The sequence below is a fragment of the Agromyces sp. Marseille-P2726 genome, from assembly GCF_902809835.1.
Lineage (GTDB): Bacteria > Actinomycetota > Actinomycetes > Actinomycetales > Microbacteriaceae > Agromyces.
Map to the genome: position 1 here is coordinate 185,422 of NZ_CADDWM010000012.1, position 25,099 is coordinate 210,520.

The following is a 25,099-nucleotide window of genomic DNA, read 5'->3' on the forward strand; positions in this document are numbered from 1 at the left end:
CGTCGGGATTGCGGTCGTCTCGACGCTAGCCGCTGCTGCGGCATCCGCTCACTAGGCTTGCGTTCATGACCGCAGGCGCCTCCACACCGCCCGAGGAGACCTATTCCTACCTGGGGCCGGCCGGCACATTCACCGAGGCGGCGCTCAAGCAGGTCCCCGAGGCGGCCGGCAAGCACTGGCGCAGCGTGAACAACGTGGGCGAAGCCCTCGCCGACGTCACGAGCGGCCGCGCCACCGCCGCCATGATCGCGATCGAGAACTCCGTCGAGGGCGGCGTCTCGGCGACGCAGGACGCGCTCGCGACGGTGCCCGGTCTGCGCATCGTCGGCGAGTACCTCGTACCCGTGAACTTCGTGCTGGTCGCCCGGCCCGGCACGGCCCTGCGCGACGTGCGCATCGTGAACGCGCATCCTGTCGCCTACGCCCAGTCGCGCGGCTGGCTGGAGCGCGAGCTGCCCGAGCACGGCCACATCCCCGCCGCGAGCAACGTGCAGGCCGCGGCATCCCTGTTCGAGAGCAGCCAGGCGGATGCCGCCGTCGCACCGCCCGGCATCACCGAGCATCTCGACCTCGAGGTGCTCGCCAGCGACATCGGCGACAACCCCAACGCGGTCACGCGATTCGTGCTCGTGTCGAAGAAGCGGACGCTCGCCGAGCCGACCGGTGCCGACAAGACGAGTCTGATCGTCGAGCTGCCGACCGACGAGCCCGGCGCGCTGCTGGCGATGCTCGAGCAGTTCTCCACCCGCGGCGTGAACCTGTCGCTGCTCGAGTCGCGTCCGATCGGCGACGCCCTCGGGCGCTACCGGTTCGTGGTCGACCTCGACGGGCACATCGCCGACGAGCGCGTGGCCGACGCGCTGCTCGGCCTGCGTCGCACGAGCCCGAACGTGATCTTCCTCGGCTCCTACCCCCGCGCCGACCGGCGCGAGGTCGCCTACCACTCGAAGTACGACGACGAGATCTTCATCGAGGCCCGCGATTGGCTCCGCGGGCTGCTCAGCGGCGAACCCGACGAGTGAGGTCGCGCGAGGGCCGTGGCCTACCGGTTCCGCTCCGATTGGCGATCGCCTGCAGGGCCGCCGACCTCCTCGGGCAGCTCGTCGACCAGCACGAGCACGAGGTCCTGCACCTTCCAGTCGAGGTCGATGCAGGCGTCGCGGGCGTCGGTGAGCGCCGACAATGAGGGGACCTGACGGTTCCGCGGCACGATGAACGACTCCACATGGAACACGTGACCCTGGTCGCGCACGCGTGAGCCCACCTCGTCGGTCCACGGCAGCTCGCGCAGGTAGTCGTCGATCCGGCCCGCGATGGGGTGCGGCCGGCCGTCGTCGAAGGTGGTCGCGCGGGTGTCCATGAGGTCGGTGATCGCGGCACGCATGTTCTTCACGCCGTCCCATAGGATGCTCGCCGCGATGAAGAGCGCCGCCGCGGCATCCGCCCACCACAGGCCGATGCCGATGCCGGCGACGCCGACGATCGACCCGACCGCGGTCATCCAGTCGGCCTTGTTCATGTCGGCGTCGGCGTAGAGCACCTTGTCGTGCAGGTCTTCGGCGAGCTTCATCTTGACCCGGCCGAAGTAGATCGGCAGCGGGATCGTGAGCGCCATCACGCCCATCATGAGCCAGCCGAGCCAGACCGTCTGCCCGAGGATCTGCACGGAGCCGATGGGGGGATGCTCCGCGCCGAGCAGTCCGGTGGCGGAGTCGACGATCAGGAACGTGCCCATCGCGAAGAGCGCGACGCCCGCGACGAGGTGCGCCACCCCGACCGATCGGTGGTACCCGTACGGGTAGCGGGGAGTGGGACGCTTGTCGATGATCCGCACCGCCAGCAGGAACGCGATCGGCGGCGCCAGCGAGAGCAGGTCTTCGATCCAGGCGGCCTTCATCGCCTGCGAGCTGCCCATCACGAGGTAGATCAGGACGATGGCGACGGCGAGGAACGCGATCGTCGCCCACTCGATCCTGATGGCCCGCTTCAGGCTCCGGGCCTGCTGCTCGGGAAGTTCGTTCCGGCCGAATCGTGCGGTCATCCTCGACCCTCCCGATCGAGGAAGCGCTCGAGCTCGACGAGGAATCGGTTCTCGCCCATCCTGACGAGCATGACGTGCTTCGTGCGCTCGCCGCGGTCGTCGATGCTCTCGGCGTAGGCGCGCGTCGCTGCGGCCCGCTCCGCCCACGGGGTGTCGTCGGCGATGCCTCCGATGACGACATCGAGCTCCCCGCGCTCGAGTGCCCGAACGAGCGCCGACTCGCCGCCTTCCGCCCATTCGACGTCGGCATCGAGTGCGGCCGCGAACTGCTCCACGAGCTCCACCTCGTCACCCGACGGCTCGCGGTCGTCGTACGTCTCGGTCCATGGCGGTTGGTGGGAGACCCCCACCCGCAGCTCACCGCCGCGCACCCGGTCCAAGGTGCCGTGCGGGTCCGCCGGAATGGCGATGCCGCACCCGCTGAGGAGCAGCGACGACACCGCCACCAACGGAATCACACGCCTCAGCCCGTTCATGGGCCTGACGATAGCCACGCTCGTCGCAATCCGAAGGCCCCTTCCGTTTCGGAACCGGTTGGGGTAGGCCGGCGGCGGGTGAGGACGCGGCGACACCGGCGTATCCTGAACGGCGAGCCCGGCACGAGGGAGTGGCGCATGAGCGAGACCGACGGGAGCCTCGACCCGCGGTACGACGCCCGCTTCCAGCGCGGCTACGTCGGCGACACCCGGTCGGATGCCGCGGCCGACGTGTCGGAAGGGGTCGAGACTTCGGGCGACGCGCTCCAACCACCTCACCCTGACGACGAGGCCCCGCAGCCGACGCCCGAGCCACCGGGGCCCGCGTCCGAGTCCGAGTCCGCCGAGCCGACCGCCGACCCGGCGGAGCCGTGGGCCGTCGCCGACCCCGTACCCGACTCCGAACCCGATCTCGTCCCTGCTCCCGGCGTCGCCGCGGATGCCGCCCTCGAACGGGGTCTCCGAGCTCCCGCGTCGGTCGATTCGACCCGCCCCGATCTCTGGTTCCTCGGCGCCTGGGGAGTCGCCCTCGCCGCGCTCGTGATCGGTGCCGCCCTCTACGGGAGCGCCATCATGGCTCAAGACTTCTTCGGCCCGTCCGACCAGTCCGACCGGCTGCTGCAGCTCACCGGATTCACGGTCGGGCCCGCGCTCGTGCAGGTGGGCCTGCTCGGCATCGTCGGCATGCTCGGCTGGGCAGGGGTGCGGCATGCGCGGGCGTCGGCTCGTGGGCCCCAAGCAGCAGGGGCGGTCGGCGAGCCGCCGATCGCGGCAGGCACGACCGCCGAGGGAGAGCGTCGGTGATCGCCCGGCTCGGCCGCAACCCGTATGCCATCGCGCTCCTGTCCATCGCGATCGTGGGAGCGATCGCCACGGCCTGGTCGCTGGCGCTGCTGCTCGACGAGCAGGGCTTCGGGTTCAGCGAGGAGCAGCTCTCGCGAGCGCGCCTCTCCCTGTTCGTGCAGGGCATCCCGGTGCCGGCCACGATGACGACGGTGGCCGCCCTGCTCGGCGTGCTCGTGATCGGCTCCGCCACCTCCGCTCGAGACCAGGGAAGTCGAGACGAGGGAAGAGGAAGCGACCCGCCTCATCGCCCGACGCGTACCACCACCGAAGCGGGATCCACCCGGACCCGCGCGGCCACGACGGTGCCGAACTCGTCGCCGTCGATCTCGACCTCCTCCGAGCCGCCGTCGATCTCGATGCCGCCCGAGCGCCCTCGCGAATAGACGCTCTCGCGTCGCCGGCCCCCGCCGGTCAGGTCGAGGAACTGGCGACCGAGCGACGTCTTGCGAAGCACCGCGTTCTCCCACGTGACCTTGCGCCAGATGAGGAGCCAGCCGAATGCGTTCCGAGGCTGGAGCACGACGACGTCGAGGTTGCCGTCGTCGATCTCCGCGTCGGGCACGAGCTCGATGTTGCCCGGCAGGTAGCCCAGGTTCGCCACGAGGATGCTCGAGACCCGAGACCGCATGAGCCGGCCGGCGTCGGTGCGGTACACCACGCGGAAGGGCTTCGAAACGGGGATCGCCCGGAGGCCGGCGTCGACGTACGCGAGCCACCCGACGCGCTTCTTCAACTCGGGATTCGTGTTCGCGATCATCGCCGCGTCGATGCCGATGCCCGCCATCACGAGCGACACGTGGGACTCGAGCGAGCCGTCGGGACGCGTGACCTCCACCGCCACGACGTCGACGGCCCGCTCATCGCCGGCGAACGCGAGGATGACGGCGTCGGTCGGGTCGTTGACGGGGATCGCGAGGTTGCGCGCGAAGAGGTTGCCCGTGCCGATCGGCACGAGGCCGAGTGGCACACCGCTGCCTCGGAGCCCGTCGGCGACCGAGCGCACGGTGCCGTCACCACCCGCGGCGACGACCAGGTCGACGCCGGCGCCGAGCGCCGCCTGCGCCATGCCCCGGCCCGGATCGTCCACCGACGTCTCGATCCACAGCGATGGCGCGAAGCCCTGCAGGTCCTCGGCCCTCGACACGGCGGCGCGCAGCGAGCCCAACCCGCTCTTGGTCGGGTTGAAGATCACGGCAGCTCGCGGAGCCGCGGCATCCGTCGTCGTCACCGCGTCGCGCCCTGCGTCCGCCCCACGAGGCAACGGTAATCCATGCGATGGCTAGACTGGCCCGGTGATCGACCCCGTGCTGCTTCGCGAGAACCCCGAGCTGATCAAGCGTTCCCAAGAGAAGCGCGGCGAGTCGACGGCGTTCGTCGACGAGGCGGTCGAGGCGGATGCCGCACGCCGTGCTGCGATCGCCCGCTTCGAGTCCCTCCGGGCCGAGCAGAACGCGTTCAGCAGGCAGGTGGCGAAGGCCCCGAAAGACGAGAAGGCCGCGCTCGTGGCGCAGGCGCAAGACCTCGCGGCGCGCGTGAAGGACGCGAACCAGCAGGTGACCGAGGCCGAGGCCGCGTTCACGACCGCGGTGCAGCGCCTCGACAACGTGGTCATCGACGCAGTTCCCGCCGGAGGCGAAGACGACTACATCGTGCTGCGCGAGGTCGGTGAGATCCCGGCCTTCGCGTTCGAGCCGCGCGACCACCTCGAGATCGGCGAGCTGCTCGACGCCATCGACATGCAGCGCGGCGCCAAGGTGTCGGGTGCGCGATTCCACTACCTCAAGGGCGTCGGCGCGCGGCTCGAGCTCGCCCTGATGACGATGGGGCTCGACCGAGCACTCGCCGCCGGGTTCACCCCGCTCATCACCCCTACCCTCGTGCGTCCCGAGGTGATGCAGGGCACCGGATTCCTCGGGGCCCACGCCGAGGACGTCTACTACCTGCCCGACGACGACCTGTACCTGACGGGCACGAGCGAGGTGGCACTCGCCGGCTACCACGCCGACGAGATCCTCGACCTGTCGGATGGCCCGCTGCGCTACGCGGGGTGGTCGACGTGCTCCCGCCGCGAGGCCGGCAGCCACGGCAAAGACACCCGGGGCATCATCCGCGTGCACCAGTTCAACAAGCTCGAGATGTTCAGCTACGTCGATCCCGCCGACGCCGAGGCCGAGCACGAGCGGCTGCTCGCCTGGCAGGAGGACATGATGCAGTCGCTCGGCCTCGCGTACCGCGTGATCGACACCGCCGCCGGCGACCTGGGCTCGAGTGCCGCCCGCAAGTACGACGTCGAGGCCTGGGTTCCGACGCAGGAGGCGTACCGCGAGCTCACCTCGACATCGAACTGCACGACGTTCCAGGCGCGCCGCCTCGACATCCGCCAGCGCACCGAGGGCGGCAAGACGTCGCCGGTCGCGACCCTGAACGGCACGCTCGCCACCACCCGCTGGATCGTCGCGATCCTCGAGACCCACCAGCGGGCCGATGGGTCGGTCGCAGTGCCCGAGGCGCTGCGCGGCTACCTCGGCGGACTCGAGGTGCTCGAGCCCGTTCGGCGATGAGCGAGCGCGAACGGGATCTCGACACGCGCCGCCCTGCCGGCGGCGCTCCTCGATCACCTGACTCCGCTGGTCGAGGAGCGCCCGGCGAAGCCGGACGCGTCTCGAGACCCGGCGACGCCGACCCGTGGCTCGTGGCGCTCGACGTCGACGGCACGATCCTGCATGAAGACGAGACGATCGACGACCGCGTCGCCGAGGCGATCATCGCGGCGCGCGACCGCGGACACGAGGTCACGCTCGCGACGGGGCGCTCGTGGGCCACGACGGCGCCCGTGCTCGAGCGCCTCGGCCTGAACCCCGAGTACGTGGTGTCGGCGAACGGCGCCATCACGATGCAGCGCGATGACTCGGCACCCGGTGGCTACACGCGCGCGCACGTCGAGACCTTCGACCCCACCGCGGTGCTCGAACGCATCCGCACGCACCTTCCGAGCGGGCGGTTCATGGTGGAGATGCCCGATGGGTACCGCCTCTACACCGAGGGCATGACCGACTGGAACCTCCAGAACGCGCGGGAGGTGCACTTCGACGAGCTCCTCGACCAGCGCGCGACGCGGGTCGTCGTGGTGTCGCCCGACCACGAGATCGAGGAGTTCCTGCGCATCGTCGAGGGCATGGGCCTGCACCAGGTGAGCTACTCGATCGGATGGACCGCGTGGCTCGACATCGCGCCCGACGGCGTGAGCAAGGCGACCGCGCTCGAGCGCGTGCGCGGCTGGCTCGACATCCCGATCGACCGGGTGATCGCGGTCGGCGACGGACGCAACGACATCGAGATGTTCACGTGGGCGGGCGCCGCCGGTCGGGCCGTCGCGATGGGCCAGGCGCCCGACGAGGTGCGCGCTGCAGCGGGCGAGACCGCCGCCGACATCCACGCCGGCGGACTGGCGCCTGTGCTCGACTCCCTGCCCTGACGCGCACCCGCCACGGGATCTGTTCGAGCCCACCTCGAAACCGGTTCCGCGGGTCTATGATCAGCGCATCGGGAGGGGCGCACCGTGAGCGGGCCATCTGGGGTCGATCCGCCCGTTGCGTATGCCTTTCCTCCCCGACACGGTCGGCTGCGCAGGCACGGCGCGTGGGTCACGGTCGCGAAGGCCGTGGCATCCGTCGTCGCGGTCGTGGCCGTCAGCGGTGCAGCCGTGGCGGCCTACGCGGCCCTCGACCTGCTGAGCACCGTGAAGCCACCGGTCGTGCTCGAGAGCGAGGTCGTGCTCGAGGACGTGCCGGACATCGGCGCCATGGAGGGCGGACTGAACTTCCTGCTCGTCGGAAGCGACAAGCGCACCGTCGACGGCGCCTTCGGTGATCCCGACATCGACTCCGCGGTGCTGAACGACGTCACGATGCTGCTGCACATCTCCGAGGATCACTCGCACGTCGAGGTGATCAGCTTCCCGCGGGACATGCTCGTGTCCGTGCCCGAGTGCCCGAACCCGTCCGATCCGCAGGGGGAGCCGCTGCCGGCGCTCGTCGAGGAGCGCATGAACGGCGTGTTGTCGTGGGGCGGATTCGGCTGCGTCGCCGCGACGATCGAGCAGCTGACGGGCGTGACGATCCCGGTCGGCGGCATCGTCGAGTTCTACGGGGTGGCGGCCCTGTCGGAGGCCGTGGGCGGCGTGGAGGTGTGCGTCGCCGAGCGCATCGACGACGAGTACACCGACCTGCACCTCGATCCCGGCGTGCATTCCCTGAGCGGCATGCAGGCGCTGCAGTTCCTCCGCGTGCGTCACGGGGTCGGCGACGGCAGCGACCTCGGCCGGATCTCCAACCAGCAGGTCTTCCTCTCCGCGCTCGTCCGCAAGATCCGCAGCGACGGCACGCTGGCCGATCCCCTGAAGCTGTACTCGATCGCGAAGGCCGCCCTCTCGAACATGACGCTCTCGTCGGCGCTGCAGGATCCGGCCCGGCTCATGGCGATCGCGCGCACCCTGCAGGACATCGACCTCTCGAGGATCGTGTTCATCCAGTACCCGACGGCGTACCTCGGCGACTTCTCGGCCGTCGTGCCCTCGGAGTCCGCGGCCGCCGTGAACGCGGCGTTGGTGGCGGATGTCCCGGTGCAGTTGGATCCGACGGCGACCGATCTCTCGGACTACGGCACCGTTCCCGACTCCAGCTCGCCACCGACGACGGGCACGGAGCCATCCCCGGCAGGCGAAGACGGGGCATCCGATGCGCCCACGCCCACGCCCACCGCGCCGGCCGTGCCGCCGTCCCTGCTTCCGACGGATGTCACGGGCCAGCCTGCCGACCAGGTGCGTTGCTCACGCGCGAACTCGGGGTGGTGAGCTCCCGACGCCCCCTCGACGCGCCGACCGCTTCAGCACCTTCACAGGCGGGACTGGAAGTCTGGCGGGAGCGCTCTCGGATAGAATCGGGGCCTGCCCAGCCCGGTGACGCCATGTGGAGACGCAGAGCGGTAGCGTGCTGGCGAGGAGGGCTGTCCGAGCGGCCGATGGAGCTGGTCTTGAAAACCAGTGGGCAGCAATGCCTCGTGGGTTCGAATCCCACGCCCTCCGCCACGCCCGCCCCCGCCAGCGGCATGCCCACGTACGACACGCAACACGGAGAGGAACACGGTGAACCACGAACTGCGCCACAGCTCGCGACGATCCGCGAAGGCCCCCTCCGTCGCCCGTCATGGGCGGCTGAAGCGCCATGGCACGCTGCAGACGCTGGCGAAGGCCGCGGCATCCGTCGTCGCCGTCGCCCTGGTCTCGGGCTCGGCGGTCGCAGCATACGCAGCGTGGGATCTGGCCGGCACGGCGAAGCCCACGGTCACCCTCGGCAACGAGGCCCTGCTCGACGGCGTGCCCGACGTCGGTGCGATGGAGGGCGGCGTGAACCTGCTCGTCATCGGCAGCGACAGCCGCGCAGGCCAAGGCGATGGGTTCGGCGATCCCGACGAGGAGACGGCCGTGCTCAACGACGTGAATCTCCTGCTCCACATCTCCGAGGACCACTCGCACACCTCGGTGGTCAGCTTCCCGCGTGACATGCTCGTCGACGTGCCGCAGTGTACCGACCCCGCCGACCCGACGGGCGACCCGCTCTGGGAGCTGTACGACGTGAAGATCAACTCCGTGCTCGAGCACGGCGGCATGCCGTGCGTCGTGAAGACGATCGAGCAGCTGACGGGCGTCTCCATCCCGTTCGCGGGAGTGGTGCAGTTCATGGGAGCGGCCGCCATCTCCGAGGCCGTCGGGGGCGTCGAGGTCTGCGTGGCCGAGCCGATCGAGGACGAGCACACGGACCTGTACCTCGAGGCCGGCACCCACGAGCTCAGGGGCCTCCCGGCGCTGCAGTTCCTCCGAACCCGGTACGGCGTCGGCGACGGCAGCGACCTCGGACGCATCTCGAACCAGCAGGTGTTCATGTCGGCGCTCACCCGCAAGGTGCAGGCCGACGGCACGCTCAACGACCCGGTCAAGCTGTTCTCGATCGCGAAGGCCGCACTGGCCAACATGCAGCTCTCCGACAGCCTGATGGACCCGACCCGCATGGTGTCGATCGCGAAGGCCGTGAAGGACATCGACCTCGCCAACATCGCGTTCATCCAGTACCCGACCGCGTACACCGACGGCTGGGCGGCGCTGGTTCCGACGGAATCGGCCGAGACCGTGAATCTCGCGCTGCAGAACGACACGCCCGTGGTGTTCGATCCGGCAGCCGGCGAGACCGACTTCGCGTCGGTGGACCCGAATGCGCCGCCGCCCACCGAGGGCGAGGAGCCGGTCGAGGGTGAGGAGCCGGTCGAGGGCGAGGTGCCGGCCGAAGGAACTCCCGTGCCCACCCCCGGCGTTGAGGCGCTGCCGAGCGACGTCAGCGGCCAGACCGCGGCCGACACGCGCTGCTCCGCGGGCCGCTCGCTCGACGACCAGTAGCGGGCACCCGATCGGTCGAATCGTCATCCGCCGCATGCGCGGGTTATGATGACAGTCGCGTGCGCGCAAGCGCTTCGCGAGGAGACGTCGCATAGTCCGGTCGAGTGCACCACCCTGCTAAGGTGGAGTCCCCGTAAGGGGACCGCGGGTTCAAATCCCGCCGTCTCCGCTCCGTCACGAATCGCGTGCGGCAGGTCATCTCCAGCCGACTCGGCTTGGAGGGCTGCATGGTCGACATCGTCGCGTCCGACGAGTTCGTTCCCCGCTACCTCGCCCGGATCGGATGGGATGCCCCGTGCCCGACGGTGCTCGACCGCGAGACGATCGCGGCGCTTGCCGAGGCGCACGTCGCCCGAGTGCCGTTCGAGAACCTGCGGCTGCATCCCACCGGTGCGATCCTCCTCGACGAGGCGGTCATCATCCGCCGGATCCTCGACGACGGCGAGGGCGGTCTCTGCTATGAGCTCAACACGTCGTTCGGGCGCCTCCTCGAGCACTTGGGCGCGCGGGTCGAGCTGGTCGGGGCAACGGTCGACATCCCGCGCGACGACTCGTCTCGTCGTGGCATCCCACTCAGCCATCTCGCGCTGCGCGTGACGACCAGCGCCGACCGGTTGCACGTCGACGTGGGGTTCGGCGGTCCGCACATCGTGCGCGCCGAGGCCGAGCACGGCGAGCGAGTCACGTCGGGAGACGGGCGGACGTACGTCGTCGACGCGACCGCTCGGCCCCTCGTGGACTTCACCGGGGCGGCGCAGTGGCACAGCTCGAGCCCCGATTCGCGATTCCAGCGATCCATCGTGTGCTCCGTCGTGCGAGGCGGCACGGCCGTCACCCTGTTCGGGACACCCGGCGAGCGCCCCGGCGCGCCCGCGGTGTGGGGCTTCTCGGAGGGTGGCGTGCGGCGCGAGGTCTCCGCCGATGAGGCGCGCGCGCTGCTGCAGAGCCGCTTCGGCATGACGAGGCCGCTGCCGACCGCCGTCCGCGCAGCCTCGGCGGCGGCCTAGAGCGGAGAGTCTACTCTCGAACCCGAGCGGCCCGACCCGAGCGGTGGAGGCCGATGGTCGGATCGATGAGAGGAACCACATGTACCTGCTGATGATCTTCCTGCACGTGCTCGGCGTCGTCGTCTTCGCCCTCGGGCACGGCACCTCGGTCGCGGTCGCGTTCCGGGTCCGTCGTGAGCGTGAGCATGCCCGAATCGCGGCCATGCTCGACGTCTCGTCCTGGAGCACTGGCCTCATGTACGCCGGGCTGCTGCTCACCATCATCCCGGGCGTCGTGCTCGGGTTCATGGGCGGTTTCTGGGGCGAGTGGTGGTTGTGGCTCTCGATCGGGCTGTTGGTGCTCGTGATGGGCGCGATGTACGCCATCGCCACGCCCGCATTCACCCGCCTCCGGTTCGCGACCGGGGCGACGATGCCCGAGTCATCCCGCAGGAAGGCAGCAGGGCTCAGCACCGACGGCGCCGTCGAGGCGATGGCCACGTCATGGCGACCGACGGCACTCGCCATCGTCGGCGGCATCGGCCTGGCGGTCATCCTCTGGCTCATGATCGCGCAGCCGGCCTGACGCGGCGCATTCCATCGACCCGGGATCATGACCTGCGATGCATGGCTCGAGATGGGTCAGGCTGTGTCACCGGGTACATCGTCACTCGGATCAGAGCCGGTCTGAAGGGCCGTCCGCACGGCATCGAGGAACCACCTCTGTGCGAATGACTCCCGCCCGCCACCCTCCCGCTGCGAGATGAGCCAGACGGCTGTAGAGGGCGAAGTGAACGGGAGTTCGAGCACCTTCACGTCGTCGGCACGAGCGAGTTCCCGGAACGCGTCGATCGGAACGATGGCCGCGAATCCGCACTCGGCGACGAGTTTGGGCAGCGAGGTGAAGCCCTGCACCTCCACGTGGGGCGAGTCCGAGAACACCCCGGGGCCCACGCGAGCCAGGACGTCGGTGATCGCCTTGTGCCCGGCTGACGGCCCGACCCGGACTTCGCGAAGCCGCCGGAGGTCCTCCAGGCGCACCTTTCCTCCATCCTCTGCGAAGCTTCCCGGTACGAGGCATCCGTATCGGTCATGGAACAGGACCTGCTCCCGGACGGGCCCGTAGACCCGGGCGCTTGCGATCGCCGCATCGACGCTGCCGCCGAGGACCTCAGCGGTGACCGTCGCGATGTCGAGCCGGACCACTTCGACACGAACCTCCGGGCCCGTGAGGGCCATGGTTCGGAGAATCCTCGGGAGGAGCGCGGCTTCACCCAGATCGGTGAGCGCGATGCGGAACCGCCGATTGGAGGTTCGCGAGTCGAAGCGAGTCTTCTCCTGCGAGATCGTCAGGATCTGGGATATCGGCCCGCCGACCTCCTCGTAGATCTGGGTGGCCAGGTGAGTTGGCTGCACTCCGTTCCTGGAGCGAACGAACAAGGGATCGCCGAAGTGCTCCCGGAGTCGCTTGATCGCATGGCTCACCGCGGGTTGCGAAAGCCCGAGAGTCTCAGCTGCAGCGGTGATATTGCGGGTGCGGTACACCACGGTGAACGAGTGGAGAAGGTTCAGATCGATATCGAGAGCCACGCCCTCTTATTTACAGCATGAATAATCGAGATCCTACTCATTCATTTGACGTAGGGTCACTGCTCACCTATGGTCATGTGTTCTGCAACTCAACGACGAAGTAGGCGGGATGCAATGACGCAACAGGTTCGGGTCTCGGAGGTCATCGCTCGAGTCCTTGCGGAACTCGGTGCTCGGACGGTGTTCGGCGTGATCGGCAGCGGCAACTTCCGCGTGACGAACGCCCTCCTCGACCATGGTGGGAGCTTCTACGCGGCACGCCACGAGATGGGCGCTGTGTGCATGGCCGATGCCTATTCGCGAATCACCAGCGAAGTGAGCATCGTCAGCCTGCACCAGGGCTGCGGCTTGACGAACGGTCTCACTGGCATCACCGAGGCGGCGAAGTGCCACACCCCGCTCATCGTCCTCGCCGCCGACACGGCGGTCGGTGATGTCACCTCCAACTTCTACATCGATCAGGATGCAGCGGTCGCGGCGGTCGGCGCAGTGCCGATGCGGATCCACTCCGCTCGGACGGCGGCCGCCGACGCCGCACGCGCCTTCCAGGTCGCCAGGCACGAGCGCAAGACGGTCGTGCTCTCGATGCCCGTTGACTTGCAGGATGAGCTGGTCGAGTATCCCGGCCCACGCGCGGTGGCCCCGCTTGAGGCATTCACGCGTGAGCCCGCCCCCAACGATGTGGCGCAGCTCGTCTCGCTGCTCTCCGAAGCATCGCGGCCGGTCGTGCTCGGCGGGCGAGGCGCGCGAGGCGCCAAGCACGAACTTCGCGAACTGGCCGACGCGGCGGGAGCCCTGCTCATCGCCTCCGGCGGTGCTCGCGGCATCTTCGAGGGTCACGAGTGGGCGCTCGACATCATGGGAGGATTCGCCACCGAGGAGGCCGCCGAACTGGTGCGAGACGCTGACCTCATCGTCGCGTTCGGCGTCGCGCTGAACAACTGGACGACTCGGGGTGGCACCCTGACGCAGAACGCGACCCTCGTGCAGATCGATGATCGGGCCGAGGCGATCGGCAAGCACCGGCTCGTAGACCTCGGGATTCTCGGCGACTCGGCGGCTGTCGCCCGGGCCGCTCGCGATCGGCTGCGCGCCGCCAGCAGCGCCGACCGCACCGGCTACCGGACGCCGGAGGTCGCGGAGCGCGTCGGACGGGGACGCTACTGGACCGACCAGCCCATCGAGCACGTCGACGAACCCGGCTACGTGGACCCCGCTGCCCTCACCAATGCGCTCGACGCGATGCTTCCGATGGAACGCGTAGTCTCCGTCGACGGCGGTAACGTGAATGCCTACCCAGGCGCACATTTCCGGGTGCCCGACGACCAGGGATACTGCCTCCCGCTCTCCTTCCAGTCCATCGGACTCGGATTGGCGAGCAGCATCGGCGCCGCCATCGCTAGACCCGACCGGATGTCCGTCCTGGGTGTCGGAGACGGCTCGCTCATGATGGCGGCCGCGGAGCTCGACACGGCAGTCCGCCTGAAGCTCGGGATGGTCATCCTCGTCTACAACGACAACGCTTATGGCGCCGAAGTCCACCTGTTCCCGGGCTCCACGCCCAAGGAAGAGGAGATCATCCGGTTCCCCGAGACGGACATCGCCTCGATCGCGCGGGGATACGGATGTGAGGCGATCACGGTCCGTTCACTGGACGACCTCGACCCCGTCTCGGAGTGGCTGGCGTCAGAGCGTGATCGACCGCTCGTCATCGACGCGAAGATCACCGGCAGGCCCTCATGGCTCATGGAGATGGGCCACGACTTCGCCGGCACCGGACACCCCTGAGCACACGGACGGAAACGCACGACCACCGAGAACACGCACGACCACACCAAGAGCACCTCGAGACAAGGGAGTTTCACCATGGGTCACATCACAGCCCGACGCGGCACCCGTTACGGGATCCTCGCTGCCGCCGCAGCAGCCGCGCTGGTACTCAGCGGATGCGCGGGTGGTGACACCGGCCAGGTCGATCCGACCTCGAACGGCGACGCCACCGCAGACCTCAGCGGCGTCATCCGAGTCGGTTACCTCGCGACGGGCTCGTCGCTGCCGCTGTTCGCCACGGCCGAGAAGTACGCGGAGGACGTCGGCATCGAGATCGAGATGATCGAGGTGAACAGCGGGAACGAGTCACTCACCGGTGTCGCCACGGGGCAGTACGACGTCGGCTTCGCCGGGATCGGATCGGCCGCCTACAACGCGTTCGACGAGGGGCTGCCGGTGCGCTATGTCGCGCCGATGCACGCCGGGTACCTGGAGGACTACTTCATCATCTCGTCGCAGCATGCCGGCAGCGCCGAGGAGGCCTCGGAACTCGCGGGGGACATGTCGCACCTGCAGGGCCAGTCGTTCGCAGCGAACGCTCCGGGCGTCGTGACCGAGGCGCTGCTGGGTTTCGCGCTCGAGGAGGTTGGCCTGTCGATGTCCGAGATCAACCTCGAGCACATCCCCTTCCCGGATCAGGTCGTCGCACTTGCGAACGGCGGGATCGTCGGCGGAATCCTGTCCGAGCCCTTCCCGACGCAGGCCGAGGAGAACGGCTCCGGGTACCGCCCGTGGGAGACGCCCGACACCGAGCCGCTGCCGTTCACCGGGATCATCTTCAACACGGACTGGGCTGACCAGAATTCCCAGCTGGCCGAGGCCTTCATGGAGGCGTACGCGATGGCTGCGGCCGACCTCGCGGAGAACGGTTGGGACACGCCCGAGATGCTCGACCTCGTCGAGCAGTACACCGGAGCCGACCCTGCGATCGTCGCGGCATCACGACAGCACCACATCACCGCCGACCTGAGCGTCGACCTCGACATGGTGCTCCGCTACCAGAAGTTCTTCATGGAGCAGAACTCGCTCAACTACGACGAGATCATTCCCGAAGAGGAGATCTGGGACTTCAGTTGGCGCGACGCGGTGCTCGGGAGCTAGAAGACGATGCCTGACACCGTCAAGGTTCGCCTTCAGGAGGTGACGAAGCGCTTTCCGGGCGCCACCGAGGTCACGGCTCTCGAAGACGTGTCCTTGGACATCGCGACGGGCGAGTTCGTCTCCATCGTCGGTCCGTCTGGATGCGGGAAATCCACGCTGCTGCGGCTCGTCGCAGGCCTGCACGAGCCCAGCAGCGGGACAGTGGAGATCGCGACGTCCAAGCCCGGTCGACCCAAGACGGCCATGGTCTTCCAGGAGCACGCCCTGTTCCCATGGCTCTCGGTGCGTGACAACGTGATGTTCGGGCCGCGCAACCGCCAGGTTCCCAAGCGGGAGGCGGCACAGATCGCGGACGAGCAGTTGGCCCGACTCGGTCTCGCGAAGTTCGGCGACTTCTATCCCCATCAGCTGTCGGGCGGCATGAAGCAGCGGGTCGGAATCGCCCGCGCGCTCGCCCAGGACGCCGAGATCCTCCTGATGGATGAACCGCTGGGCGCGCTCGATGCGCAGACGAGGACGCTCCTCCAGGAGCAGATCCTGGAGTTGCGTCAGGAGTCGCAGCCGACCGTACTCTACATCACCCACGCGATCGATGAGGCGGTCTTCCTCTCGGACCGCGTCGTGCTGATGTCCGCCCGACCGGGTCGGATCCGGGAGGTGATCGAGCTCGACTTCCCGCTGACTCGCGGTCCCGAACTGCGCGGCACCGAGGAGTTCGCGGCGCTGTCGCAGGGCATCTGGGAGCACCTACGCGTCGAAGTCCAGGCGGCGATGGCGGTGGAGGGAGCGTGACCTGGCGGATGCTGCGCGGGAAGTGGGTCTTCCTGGTGGGCCCGGTCGTCCTCCTGGGGGTGTGGGAGGTGCTCAGCCGCACGGGGATCCTGCGCCCGACGTTCTTCCCGCCGCCGACGGAGATCATTTCGCGCTCCTCGATCGTGCTCGAGGCAGGGCAGGGCATCGCCGACGACATCGGGATCACCGTCCTGCGGGTGCTTATCACGATCGGACTCGCTGTGGTCGTCGGAGTCGCGGTGGGAATCGCCGTGACCGCGTCGAGGTGGACGGAACGCGGCACGAGCACGGTGTTGGCGTTCATCTACCCGATCCCCGGTGTTCTCTTCTTCCCGTTCCTCGCCTTCCTGCTCGGTCGGAATGAGGCAGCGGTGCTCCTCACCGCCCTGGTCACGCCGCTCGTGGTGATGGTGCTCTACACCATCGCCGGCGTGCGCAGCATCGATCCACTCATCCTCGAGGTCGCTCGCAACTACGGAAGCCGCGGAGCGCGGTTCTTCCTCCGCGTGATCGTTCCCGGTGCGCTTCCCTCGATCGTCACGGGCATCCGGATCTCCCTCGGTTTCTCGCTCATCGCGGTGATCGCGATCGAGATGGTCGGAGCCCAGAACGGCCTGGGGAGATTCCTCTGGTCGAACTGGCAGATCCTCCGTGTCACCGACATGTACGTCGCCCTGTTGTGCATCGCGGTCCTGGGGCTCCTCAGTTCACTCGGGTTCGACGCCCTCGCCGACAAGCTCCTGCCGTGGCGGGCCGAGGTGCGGAGGAGATCATGAACAGGACAGCGCGCAACTGGGCCCAGATCTGGGTGATCCCGATCGTCATCGTCATCGTGTGGGAGACCGCCACGCGGATGCAGCTGCTGGACCCGCGGTTCTTCATCCCACTGGGCGATGTCGCCGTCACGACGGTCGATCAACTTGTCAACGGACGGTTGGGGAGCGACCTGCTCACGACCCTGAGCCGGCTCGGTCTGGCGTTCGCACTCGCGGCCGTCGCGGGCGTGGCGCTCGGCGTCGCATCAGGACACTGGCGCGTCATCGAGTGGCTCACCCGACCCATCACCGACACGCTCTACCCGTTGCCGAAGATCGCGATCCTCCCGTTGTTCCTGATCATCGTGGGGCGCGGGGAGTTGGCGTTCATCCTCACCGCATTCGCGACCGCGTTCTTCCAGATCATCATCAGTACGCGCGGCAGCGTGCGGAACGTCAGCCCCGAACTGATCGAAGCCGGACGGAACTTCGGCGCGAACGGCGCGAAGTACTTCACTCGGTTCCTGTTCCCGGCGATCGCCCCCGGCCTGTTCAACGGCCTGCGGCTCGGCCTTGCGACGTGTCTCATCACCCTCGTCGCAGCGGAATTCGTCGGTGCCGATTCAGGGCTCGGCTCGATGATCCACCGTGCCGGCCAGCAGTTCGCCGTCGATCAGATCTACGCCGGCCTCGTCCTGGTCGGAATGATCGGCCTGGTCGTGAACCTCGCTTTCCGCGCTCTGGAACCGCTGCTCCTTCCCTGGCAGAGGCACCACGCGAACGACGAGGGCAGCCTCATCACCTCCGGTGGGTGACCCGGATCACCCGATTCGCGTGATGCGTGCGGGAGACGAGCGCCGCTAGCGTTCCTCGGACGGGGGGTCGGTCGCGCGTGGTCGGTTCACCGCGCGAACGGAAGGCAAAGTGATGAACGAGACCAGCGGCTCAGTGATCGGCACCCCCCTCCCACCGGCACGCACGCTGCCGTTCCCGCCGGCCGCCTCGGGCAGTGTGGCCGGTCGCACGATGCAGGAGTCCACCTACAGCCCGAGACCGCACGAGCGTCATCTGCCGGCCGACGCACCGAACGTCCTGATCATCCTGATCGACGATGCGGGTCCGGCGCTTCCCAGCACGCTCGGTGGGCTGGTGCACACCCCCACGCTCGACCGGGTCCGTGCCAACGGTGTCGGGTACAACCGGTTCCACACGACCGCGATGTGTTCGCCGAGCCGTGCGTCGCTGCTCACGGGCCGGAACCACCATCGCGTCGGCAATGGGCAGATCGCCGAGCTCGCGAACGACTGGGACGGCTACTCCGGTCACATCCCCAAGAGCAGCGCGACCGTGGCGGAGGTCCTCCGACAGTACGGGTACGCGACGGGCGCCTGGGGCAAGTGGCACAACACTCCCGCGGAGGAGACGACGACGGCCGGGCCCTTCGACCGTTGGCCGACCGGCTACGGATTCGAGTACTTCTACGGGTTCCTCGCCGGCGAGGCATCCCAGTACGAACCGAACCTGGTTCGCAACACCACGTCGGTGCTGCCGCCGAAGTCCCCCGAGGAGGGCTACCACCTCAGCGAGGACATCGCCGACGATGCGATGGGATGGCTGCGCAACCACAAGGCGCTGAAGCCCGATCAGCCGTTCTTCATGTACTGGGCGACGGGCGCGCTGCACGGGCCGCACCACATCATGAAGGAGTGGGCAGACAAATACGCCGGGAAGTTCGACGACGGATGGGACGCCTACCGCGAGCGGGCGCACGAGGGCGCGAAAGCCGCCGGATGGATCCCCGAGGACGCCGTGCTCACCCCCCGCCCCGACAGCCTGACGGCATGGGACGACATCCCGGACGACCAGAAGCCGTTCCAGCGCCGCCTGATGGAGGTGGCGGCGGGATTCGGTGAGCACGCGGACGTGCAGGCCGGTCGGCTCATCGACGAGGTCGAGCGGCTCGGGTACGGCGACAACACGATCATCGTGTACATCTGGGGCGACAACGGATCGTCGGGCGAGGGCCAGAACGGCACGATCAGCGAGCTGCTGGCTCAGAACATGATCCCGTCGACCGTCGAGCAGCACATCGCGGCACTCGACGAGCTCGGGGGGCTCGAGGCGCTGGGGACTCCGGCGACCGACAACCAGTACCACGCGGCATGGGCGTGGGCCGGTTCGACGCCGTACCAGGGCATGAAGCTGCTCGCGTCGCACCTCGGCGGCACGCGCAACCCGATGTTCGTGCAGTGGCCCAGCCGCATCGAGCCCGATCCGGTGCCGCGGACCCAGTTCCACCATGTCATCGACGTCGTCCCGACGATCTACGAGATCGTCGGCATCTCGCATCCCGACTTCGTGAACGGGATTCCGCAGGATCCCATCGACGGCATCAGCCTGGCGTATTCGATCGACGACGCGGATGCCGCGGGCCGCCGCCGCACCCAGTACTTCGAGATCATGGGCAGCCGTGCCATCTACTCCGACGGGTGGATGGCGTCGGCGCTCGGTCCGCGACTGCCGTGGGTTCCCGGCGCCCCTCCCGGCATCCGGACCTGGACCCCCGACCAGGACACGTGGGAGCTCTACGACCTCGACCACGACTGGACGCAGGCGGAGGACCTGGCTGCGCAGCACCCGCAGAAGCTCGCCGAGCTGAAGGAGCTGTTCGCGATCGAGGCGGCGAGGAACGAGGCGTTGCCGATCGGCGGTGGGCTCTGGGTGCCGGCGCTGCACCCCGAAGACCGGATCAGTCCCCCCTACACCGAGTGGGAGATGAGCGGGGACACGGTTCGTGTACCCGAGTTCTGCGCCCCTGCGCTCGGGAATCGTCCCAACACGGTGACGATGCAGGTGCAGGTCGGCGAGCGGGCGAACGGGGTGCTCTACAAGCTCGGCGGAGCGGGCGGCGGGCTCACGTGCTTCTTCGCCGACGGGGTGCTCACCTACGAGTACAACCTCTTCCTGATCCAGCGCACCACGGTCGCGTCGGCCGACCCGATCCCGGCCGGCGACGTCACGATCGAGATCGAGACGAGTTACGTCGAGCCCCGGCCGGGCGGCCCCTTGCGGGTCGTGCTCCGCGTCGACGGCACGGAGGTCGGCTCGGGCACGGTTCCCGTGAGCGCGCCGCTGCTCTTCTCGGCCAACGACTGCCTCGACATCGGACGTGCCTACGGCGGGGCCGTGTCGCGTCACTACGCCGACCGGATGCCGTTCGCGTTCGACGGGCGCATCGACCGGGTGCACATCGCGTACTCGGTGCCGCAGGGTTCGTGATCGAAGGGGGTCGCCCGTCAGGCGTCTTCGTCAGTGGCCGTGCGTGGCGATGAGCCGGTTCCAGCTCGCTCGGTCGTCGTGAATCCGAGCGCCGCCAACGCCGAGGGGTTGAAGCCCTTGAACGTCATCCAGAGGCCGATCGTGAGCTCCCAGATGAAGATCGGAGCGAGCGCGATGGCCGCGAACACCGATTGGTCGTGGAGTCCGAACATCGCGGCGATCGCCGACGCCATGAGCAGGGGAGCTCCGATGAGTCCGAGGGCGGGGATCCCCCGCGGCACGAGCCGCGAACGGAACAGCACGTAGCCGAAGCACAGCGCATTGAGCGCCGGAACGAAGCCGGGTCCGAAGAGAGCCGTCTGGTCGCGGACCTCGATCAGGGCCTGGCCGACGGCGATCAGCGCGGCATCGTCGGTGCCGGCGGCGGCGCCGGCCTGGCGCAGGCTCACGATCGACATCAGGGCGATCACGCCGATGATCATCACGGCCGCTTCGAAGCTCCGAGTCGTCACGAAGCCCAGTGACGCGGCCTCGCTCTGCCGCCTCACCACCGGGAACACCGCGACGGCGGTGCCGATGCCCGCGAGCGCGGTGAGCATCTCGAGCACGGCGCCGAAGGCGATCCGCGTGTCCGCGCCACCGTCGCCGACGATATAGGCCGGATCGGTCAGCACGGGCTCGTAGAGGAAGAACGCCGGAATCGAGAAGGCGAACGTCAGCAGGTAGAGCACACCCGCTGCGAGCGCCAGTCGTCTGGTCCTGGTCACGACGATGTTCCTTTCCCCGACCCGAAGCCGAGCTCGAAGTCCGGAGCCCGAGCTGCGAAGCCCGAAGCCCGAAGCCCGAGGCAAGAGCTTGAAACGAGCATCGTGAGAGGCTCGAAGTACGTCAAGGCAGCGAAGCAGAACGAAGAGAGGAGCCGAACGATGGACGACACCCCCTCGAAGAAGCCGACCGCGGCCGCCGAGCCGAAGCTGTTGTCGGGCGGGAACCCGCAGATCCCGAAGGGAGACGGTGACGGTCCCGTGCAGGCGTACATCGCCGCAATGCCGGGATGGAAGCGCGACACCGGGGAGTACCTCGACCGGCTGATCGGAACGACCGTTCCCGGGGTGCACAAGGCCGTGAAGTGGAAGCAGCCGTTCTACGGGAACGAGCGCGACAGCTGGTTCCTCGCGTATCGCTGTTTCACCGAGTACGTGAAGATCACGTTCTTCCGCGGCACCTCCCTCGACCCGATGCCGCCTGAGGACTCGAAGCACCCCGAGCAGCGGCACTTCAGGATCTACGAGCACGACGACCTCGACGAAGCCCAGCTGGTGTCGTGGATCCGTCAGGCGGCCGACCTGCCCGGCGAGAAGCACTGATCCTCACGAACACCGACCTCGGCGCAGGGCAAGGGGCTCGCGTCGAGGCGCCATCCTCAGTTAGCGTCCGGTCAGTGGAGGTGGACCCGATGCGCGAACTGTCGTCACTCGACGAGCTCGTCGAGCTCGTGCGAGCCGAGCCGCCCCTGTACGTGCGCTACTCGGAGGGATACGACGCCGACAGCGAGCGCAACAGCATCGACACCGAGAGCGGCCTGGAGCTCCCCGGGCTCTCGGTCAACCCGCTCGAGGCGGAGCGATGGTGGACGCGTCCCCTCGAGGACTGGCTGGCGCGTCAGCTCTGCCAGTACCGGCACCTGCGTGAGGAGAACCCCGATCGATACCCGTGGGTCCTCACCGGAAGGACGGTCGCGAGGGGGCCCGACTCCGAACCGCTCCTCGCCGATGTCGAGCCGGTCGCTCGCATCTCCGACGAGCTGCTCGATGAGGCGCAGGCACGATACGAACGGAACTTCGACGCCGGTCGCGGCCCCGAGGGCTGAGCACACGGCACTCGGCGACGAGTGTCAATCCCGCGACATCCTCGACCGCTGCCGTTACGTTCGAATGGCAGAGTCGGCCGGGTGGCCGCCTGGGGAGAAGGGATGCCTCGTGTCTCGCAATGTCCGAGCCCTCAAGTGCTCACCCGACGCCGTCTTCGAGGTGCTCGCCGACGGCTGGCTGTATCCCGGATGGGTCGTGGGCGCTTCGCGCATGCGCAATGTCGACTCGAGCTGGCCGGCGCCGGGGAGTGAGCTGCATCATTCGGTGGGCGTGTGGCCGGCACTGATCGACGACGACACCGTGAGCCTCGAATGGAACCCGCCGCGCCGCGCCGTCGTGCGCGCGAAGGGCTGGCCCATCGGCGAGGCACGGGTCACGATCGACGTGCGGTCGCACGGTGACGGATGCCTCGTCCGCATCCAGGAGGAACCGGTCGAGGGTCCGGGCAGCTGGATCCCTCGGTTCCTCACCGATCCGATGCTGTACGTCCGGAACCGCGAGACCCTGCACCGCCTCGCGTACCTGGCCGAAGGCCGCGAAGAGAACGGAGACCGCTGATGGCTGTCGCAGTGGTCGTCGGCGGGTCCGCGGGTCTCGGCCGAGCCGTCGTGCGTGAGCTCGCCGACGCCGGCTGGGATGTCGCCGTCATCGCCCGTGAGATCCGCCGGCTGGCGGCGACCGTCGCCGAGGTGCAGGAGCGTGGGCGGCGGGGATTGTGGGTCTCGACCGACGTGGCCGACGGACACGGGGTGGAGGACGCGGCGCCCCGCATCGAGCGCGAACTCGGCCCCATCGACCTCTGGATCAACGGTCCGATCGGTGCCGTGCACGGCGAGTTCCTCGACGTGGACCCCGCCGACTTCGAGCGTGTGACCGATGTCACCTATCACGGGCTCGTGAACGGCACGCGGGCGGCGCTCTCCCGCATGGTGCCGCGCAATCGGGGGCACGTGATCCAGATCTCCTCGGCCCTCGCCCATCGCGGCCTCCCGCTCCTGTCGGCGTACTGCGCGGCGAAGGCGGCGAGCCGCATCTTCACGGAGTCGGTCACGACCGAGCTCCTGCACCATCGCAGCCGGATCCGCATCTCGCAGATCGACATGCCCGCGCTGGACACGCCGTTCTACAGCTGGTCCAAGAGCCTGATGCAGTGGCGCGCCCGGCCGGTTCCCATCGTGTTCGAGCCCGAGACGGCCGCTCGTGTGGTGATGACCGTGGTGCGGCATCCGCGTCGCCGAACCTGGGTGGGTGAGCCGACGCTGGCGGCCATCGTCGGCAACCGCCTGTCGGGGCGGACGCTCGACCGTCTCGCCGCGACCTTCGGGTACCGTGCGCAGAAGGCCACCGGTGAGCGCGATCCCATGCTGCCGCCCAACCTCAACCGGCCCGTGCCGGCCGATGTCGCCACGCGGGGCGCCTTCGGCGACAAGGCCGTCTCGATGTCGCCGCAGGTCTGGGCGATCACGCATCGACGCACGCTGTCCGCGGTCGGTGCGGCCGTCGCGGCAGCGGCGGTCGGGGCCGTCGCACTGCAAGGGCCGGTCGCGCCGCGGAGACGCAGATGACCGATGCCGACGCCGTCGTCGTCGGCGCCGGCCCGAACGGACTCGCAGCGGCGGTGACGCTCGCCCGCTCGGGCCTCAGGGTCCACGTGCTCGAACGCAACCCGACGATCGGCGGGGGTGCGCGGACGATGGAGGTCACGCTTCCCGGGTTCCGTCACGACATCTGCTCGGCGGTGCATCCGATGGCGGTCGCCTCGCACTTCTTCCGGGAGTTCCAGCTGGCGCGCCGAGTCGAGCTGCGGCATCCGCCCGTGGCCTTCGGGCATCCGCTCGACGGCGGACGCGCCGGGATCGCGTACCCCGACCTCGATCGCACGGCCGAGCGACTCGGCCGTGACGGGCCGGCGTACCGACGGCTCATGGCGCCGCTCGTCGCCCGTGCCGACGGGGTGGCCGAGTTCACCGGGAGCAACCTCGTCGGCGTTCCCAGCGACCTGCTCGCGGCGTCATGGTTCGCACTCCGTTCGCTCGAGCAGGGTTCACCGCTGTGGAACCTGCGGTTCGCCGACGACGTCGTGCCGGCGATGCTGACCGGCGTCGCCGCCCACACGATCCTTCCGATGCCGGGCCTCGCGCCGGCGGGTGCCGGCCTCGCCCTCGGCGCCTACGCGCACGCGGGCGGCTGGCCCATCCCGGTCGGCGGCAGCCAGGCGATCGTCGATGCCCTGGCCGACGACCTCCTCGCCCACGGCGGCTCCATCACGACCGATGCCGAGATCACCGACCTCGGCGACCTTCCGTCGGCACGCGCGGTGCTCCTCGACGTGACACCTCGCGCGCTGCTCCGGATGGCCGGTGATCGGATGCCGCGCCGGTACGCGCGCTCGCTGAGGCGGTTCCGCTACGGCAACGGCGTCGCGAAGGTGGACTTCGCGCTCGCAGGACCGGTGCCGTGGTCGAACTCCGAGCTGCGCTCCGCGGGCACCGTGCACGTCGGCGGAACGCGCGCCGAGATCGCGCAGGCCGAACGCGACGTCGCGCAGGGCCGGCACGCGGGTTCGCCGTACGTGCTCGCATCGCAGCCCTCGATCGTCGACGAATCGCGTGCACCCTCGGGTCAGCACGTGCTGTGGACGTACACGCACGTGCCTCGCGGGTCGGCGATCGATCAGCAGGAGGCCATCACCCGCCAGATCGAGCGATTCGCTCCCGGCTTCCGCGACCTCATCCTCGCCGCATCGAGTCGCACCGCCCTCGATGTCGAACGGTACGACCCGAACTACGTGCTCGGTGATATCGCCGCCGGCGCCCCGTCGCTCGGGCAGCTCGTGCGTCGACCGGTGGTCTCGACCGATCCCTGGCGCACGCCCCTGCCGGGCGTCTACCTCGCCTCGTCGTCGACCCCTCCCGGTCCGGGCGTCACCGGCCTCAACGGCTGGTACGCGGCACTCAGCGCCCTGCGGCACGAGTTCGGAACGCGCGCGCGGCCGAACCTCTCGGTCGGCTGACGGATGTCGCCGCCCCGACGGATGCCGCGGCATCCGTCAGTGCTCGGTGACGACGACGGGCGGCGGCGCGT

The 25,099-nt window shown here is 69.0% G+C and carries 24 protein-coding genes and 2 tRNA genes; 21 read left to right on the top strand and 5 right to left on the bottom strand.

Features of this window, described 5'->3' with window-relative positions:
- The first annotated feature begins 65 nt into the window (after positions 1-65).
- Positions 66-1,022: a prephenate dehydratase gene (gene pheA / locus HUS56_RS07100; protein WP_173922700.1), complete on the top strand. Its 957-nt coding sequence runs from the start codon at positions 66-68 to the stop codon at positions 1,020-1,022.
- 20 nt (positions 1,023-1,042) lie between these two features.
- Here pheA and HUS56_RS07105 read toward each other — a convergent pair whose 3' ends face one another.
- Together HUS56_RS07105 and HUS56_RS07110 are read right to left on the bottom strand one after the other, a co-directional pair.
- A complete protein-coding gene (locus HUS56_RS07105) occupies positions 1,043-2,041 on the bottom strand; it encodes a cation transporter (protein ID WP_173922701.1) in 999 nt (332 codons plus the stop codon).
- Positions 2,038-2,517, bottom strand: coding sequence for a transporter substrate-binding domain-containing protein (locus tag HUS56_RS07110; protein WP_173922702.1), 480 nt, complete (start codon positions 2,515-2,517; stop codon positions 2,038-2,040). Before HUS56_RS07110 ends, HUS56_RS07105 begins: the two co-directional genes overlap by 4 nt.
- 138 nt (positions 2,518-2,655) lie before the next feature.
- Here HUS56_RS07110 and HUS56_RS07115 point away from each other — a divergent pair, with 138 nt between their 5' ends.
- A complete protein-coding gene (locus tag HUS56_RS07115) occupies positions 2,656-3,321 on the top strand; it encodes a hypothetical protein (protein ID WP_173922703.1) in 666 nt (221 codons plus the stop codon).
- A gap of 283 nt (positions 3,322-3,604) precedes the next feature.
- On the opposite strand, the gene HUS56_RS07120 is transcribed toward HUS56_RS07115, so the two are convergent.
- Positions 3,605-4,591 carry a diacylglycerol kinase family protein gene (locus HUS56_RS07120; protein WP_173922704.1) on the bottom strand — a complete coding sequence of 329 codons (987 nt, stop codon included), beginning with the start codon at positions 4,589-4,591 and terminating at the stop codon, positions 3,605-3,607.
- Between the two features lie 64 nt (positions 4,592-4,655).
- On the opposite strand from HUS56_RS07120, the gene serS reads away from it, so the two are divergent.
- From serS to HUS56_RS07160, 8 genes are all read left to right on the top strand, one after another.
- On the top strand, positions 4,656-5,924 hold the full coding sequence (gene serS, locus HUS56_RS07125) for a serine--tRNA ligase (protein ID WP_173922705.1): 1,269 nt from the start codon (positions 4,656-4,658) through the stop codon (positions 5,922-5,924).
- Positions 5,921-6,838, top strand: coding sequence for an HAD family hydrolase (locus HUS56_RS07130; protein ID WP_173922706.1), 918 nt, complete (start codon positions 5,921-5,923; stop codon positions 6,836-6,838). The genes serS and HUS56_RS07130 overlap by 4 nt, the downstream gene beginning before the upstream one ends.
- Positions 6,839-6,922: 84 nt before the next feature.
- Positions 6,923-8,215 carry an LCP family protein gene (locus HUS56_RS07135; RefSeq protein WP_173922707.1) on the top strand — a complete coding sequence of 431 codons (1,293 nt, stop codon included), beginning with the start codon at positions 6,923-6,925 and terminating at the stop codon, positions 8,213-8,215.
- 146 nt (positions 8,216-8,361) lie between these two features.
- Positions 8,362-8,449: transfer RNA gene (locus HUS56_RS07140), tRNA-Ser, on the top strand.
- 57 nt (positions 8,450-8,506) lie between these two features.
- Positions 8,507-9,811 (top strand): LCP family protein, encoded by a 1,305-nt coding sequence (locus HUS56_RS07145; protein ID WP_173922708.1) that lies wholly within the window; start codon positions 8,507-8,509, stop codon positions 9,809-9,811.
- An 80-nt stretch (positions 9,812-9,891) separates the two neighbouring features.
- A tRNA-Ser gene (locus HUS56_RS07150) sits at positions 9,892-9,980 on the top strand.
- A gap of 58 nt (positions 9,981-10,038) precedes the next feature.
- Positions 10,039-10,818, top strand: coding sequence for an arylamine N-acetyltransferase (locus HUS56_RS07155; protein ID WP_173922709.1), 780 nt, complete (start codon positions 10,039-10,041; stop codon positions 10,816-10,818).
- Positions 10,819-10,897: 79 nt separating this feature from the next.
- The gene (locus tag HUS56_RS07160) at positions 10,898-11,383 is read left to right on the top strand and encodes a DUF2269 family protein (protein WP_173922710.1); all 486 of its coding nucleotides are present in this window, start codon (positions 10,898-10,900) and stop codon (positions 11,381-11,383) included.
- 56 nt (positions 11,384-11,439) lie between these two features.
- On the opposite strand, the gene HUS56_RS07165 is transcribed toward HUS56_RS07160, so the two are convergent.
- Positions 11,440-12,387 (bottom strand): LysR family transcriptional regulator, encoded by a 948-nt coding sequence (locus HUS56_RS07165; RefSeq protein WP_173922711.1) that lies wholly within the window; start codon positions 12,385-12,387, stop codon positions 11,440-11,442.
- A gap of 114 nt (positions 12,388-12,501) precedes the next feature.
- Between HUS56_RS07165 and HUS56_RS07170 the strand changes: the two genes are divergently transcribed.
- The 6 genes from HUS56_RS07170 to HUS56_RS07195 all read left to right on the top strand — a co-directional run bounded on the left by HUS56_RS07170 (position 12,502) and on the right by HUS56_RS07195 (position 20,144).
- Positions 12,502-14,175, top strand: a complete 1,674-nt coding sequence (locus HUS56_RS07170) for a thiamine pyrophosphate-binding protein (RefSeq protein WP_173922712.1) — start codon at positions 12,502-12,504, stop codon at positions 14,173-14,175.
- 78 nt (positions 14,176-14,253) lie between these two features.
- On the top strand, positions 14,254-15,318 hold the full coding sequence (locus HUS56_RS07175; protein WP_173922713.1) for an ABC transporter substrate-binding protein: 1,065 nt from the start codon (positions 14,254-14,256) through the stop codon (positions 15,316-15,318).
- 6 nt (positions 15,319-15,324) lie between these two features.
- Positions 15,325-16,110 (top strand): ABC transporter ATP-binding protein, encoded by a 786-nt coding sequence (locus HUS56_RS07180; protein WP_173922714.1) that lies wholly within the window; start codon positions 15,325-15,327, stop codon positions 16,108-16,110.
- The gene (locus HUS56_RS07185; RefSeq protein ID WP_173922715.1) at positions 16,107-16,886 is read left to right on the top strand and encodes an ABC transporter permease; all 780 of its coding nucleotides are present in this window, start codon (positions 16,107-16,109) and stop codon (positions 16,884-16,886) included. Before HUS56_RS07180 ends, HUS56_RS07185 begins: the two co-directional genes overlap by 4 nt.
- Entirely contained in the window at positions 16,883-17,680 is a 798-nt protein-coding gene (locus tag HUS56_RS07190) for an ABC transporter permease (RefSeq protein ID WP_173922716.1), read from the top strand. Before HUS56_RS07185 ends, HUS56_RS07190 begins: the two co-directional genes overlap by 4 nt.
- Before the next feature lie 112 nt (positions 17,681-17,792).
- Complete coding sequence (locus tag HUS56_RS07195) at positions 17,793-20,144, top strand: arylsulfatase (RefSeq protein ID WP_173922717.1); 2,352 nt, start codon at positions 17,793-17,795, stop codon at positions 20,142-20,144.
- A 17-nt stretch (positions 20,145-20,161) separates the two neighbouring features.
- Here the strand turns inward: HUS56_RS07195 and HUS56_RS07200 are convergent, their stop codons facing one another.
- Complete coding sequence (locus tag HUS56_RS07200; protein WP_173922718.1) at positions 20,162-20,911, bottom strand: DUF4386 domain-containing protein; 750 nt, start codon at positions 20,909-20,911, stop codon at positions 20,162-20,164.
- A 159-nt stretch (positions 20,912-21,070) separates the two neighbouring features.
- Here HUS56_RS07200 and HUS56_RS07205 point away from each other — a divergent pair, with 159 nt between their 5' ends.
- The 5 genes from HUS56_RS07205 to HUS56_RS07225 all read left to right on the top strand — a co-directional run bounded on the left by HUS56_RS07205 (position 21,071) and on the right by HUS56_RS07225 (position 25,028).
- Positions 21,071-21,511: a DUF1801 domain-containing protein gene (locus HUS56_RS07205; RefSeq protein WP_173922719.1), complete on the top strand. Its 441-nt coding sequence runs from the start codon at positions 21,071-21,073 to the stop codon at positions 21,509-21,511.
- Positions 21,512-21,600: 89 nt separating this feature from the next.
- On the top strand, positions 21,601-22,014 hold the full coding sequence (locus HUS56_RS07210) for a DUF6098 family protein (protein WP_173922720.1): 414 nt from the start codon (positions 21,601-21,603) through the stop codon (positions 22,012-22,014).
- A 109-nt stretch (positions 22,015-22,123) separates the two neighbouring features.
- Positions 22,124-22,573: an SRPBCC domain-containing protein gene (locus HUS56_RS07215; protein ID WP_173922721.1), complete on the top strand. Its 450-nt coding sequence runs from the start codon at positions 22,124-22,126 to the stop codon at positions 22,571-22,573.
- Positions 22,573-23,580, top strand: coding sequence for an SDR family oxidoreductase (locus HUS56_RS07220; protein WP_173922722.1), 1,008 nt, complete (start codon positions 22,573-22,575; stop codon positions 23,578-23,580). The genes HUS56_RS07215 and HUS56_RS07220 overlap by 1 nt, the downstream gene beginning before the upstream one ends.
- Positions 23,577-25,028: an NAD(P)/FAD-dependent oxidoreductase gene (locus tag HUS56_RS07225; RefSeq protein ID WP_173922723.1), complete on the top strand. Its 1,452-nt coding sequence runs from the start codon at positions 23,577-23,579 to the stop codon at positions 25,026-25,028. Before HUS56_RS07220 ends, HUS56_RS07225 begins: the two co-directional genes overlap by 4 nt.
- Positions 25,029-25,099: the final 71 nt, after the last annotated feature.

What these genes read in the sequence shown, in the direction of transcription:
- HUS56_RS07110 (WP_173922702.1), bottom strand. Translation starts at nt 2,517, where the DNA reads ATGAACGGGCTGAGGCGTGTGATTCCGTTGGTGGCGGTGTCGTCGCTG.
- HUS56_RS07220 (WP_173922722.1), top strand. Translation starts at nt 22,573, where the DNA reads ATGGCTGTCGCAGTGGTCGTCGGCGGGTCCGCGGGTCTCGGCCGAGCC.
- HUS56_RS07155 (WP_173922709.1), top strand. Translation starts at nt 10,039, where the DNA reads ATGGTCGACATCGTCGCGTCCGACGAGTTCGTTCCCCGCTACCTCGCC.
- HUS56_RS07170 (WP_173922712.1), top strand. Translation starts at nt 12,502, where the DNA reads ATGACGCAACAGGTTCGGGTCTCGGAGGTCATCGCTCGAGTCCTTGCG.
- HUS56_RS07105 (WP_173922701.1), bottom strand. Translation starts at nt 2,041, where the DNA reads ATGACCGCACGATTCGGCCGGAACGAACTTCCCGAGCAGCAGGCCCGG.
- HUS56_RS07180 (WP_173922714.1), top strand. Translation starts at nt 15,325, where the DNA reads ATGCCTGACACCGTCAAGGTTCGCCTTCAGGAGGTGACGAAGCGCTTT.
- HUS56_RS07190 (WP_173922716.1), top strand. Translation starts at nt 16,883, where the DNA reads ATGAACAGGACAGCGCGCAACTGGGCCCAGATCTGGGTGATCCCGATC.
- HUS56_RS07130 (WP_173922706.1), top strand. Translation starts at nt 5,921, where the DNA reads ATGAGCGAGCGCGAACGGGATCTCGACACGCGCCGCCCTGCCGGCGGC.
- HUS56_RS07160 (WP_173922710.1), top strand. Translation starts at nt 10,898, where the DNA reads ATGTACCTGCTGATGATCTTCCTGCACGTGCTCGGCGTCGTCGTCTTC.
- HUS56_RS07225 (WP_173922723.1), top strand. Translation starts at nt 23,577, where the DNA reads ATGACCGATGCCGACGCCGTCGTCGTCGGCGCCGGCCCGAACGGACTC.
- pheA (WP_173922700.1), top strand. Translation starts at nt 66, where the DNA reads ATGACCGCAGGCGCCTCCACACCGCCCGAGGAGACCTATTCCTACCTG.
- HUS56_RS07115 (WP_173922703.1), top strand. Translation starts at nt 2,656, where the DNA reads ATGAGCGAGACCGACGGGAGCCTCGACCCGCGGTACGACGCCCGCTTC.
- HUS56_RS07205 (WP_173922719.1), top strand. Translation starts at nt 21,071, where the DNA reads ATGGACGACACCCCCTCGAAGAAGCCGACCGCGGCCGCCGAGCCGAAG.
- HUS56_RS07210 (WP_173922720.1), top strand. Translation starts at nt 21,601, where the DNA reads ATGCGCGAACTGTCGTCACTCGACGAGCTCGTCGAGCTCGTGCGAGCC.
- HUS56_RS07195 (WP_173922717.1), top strand. Translation starts at nt 17,793, where the DNA reads ATGAACGAGACCAGCGGCTCAGTGATCGGCACCCCCCTCCCACCGGCA.
- HUS56_RS07175 (WP_173922713.1), top strand. Translation starts at nt 14,254, where the DNA reads ATGGGTCACATCACAGCCCGACGCGGCACCCGTTACGGGATCCTCGCT.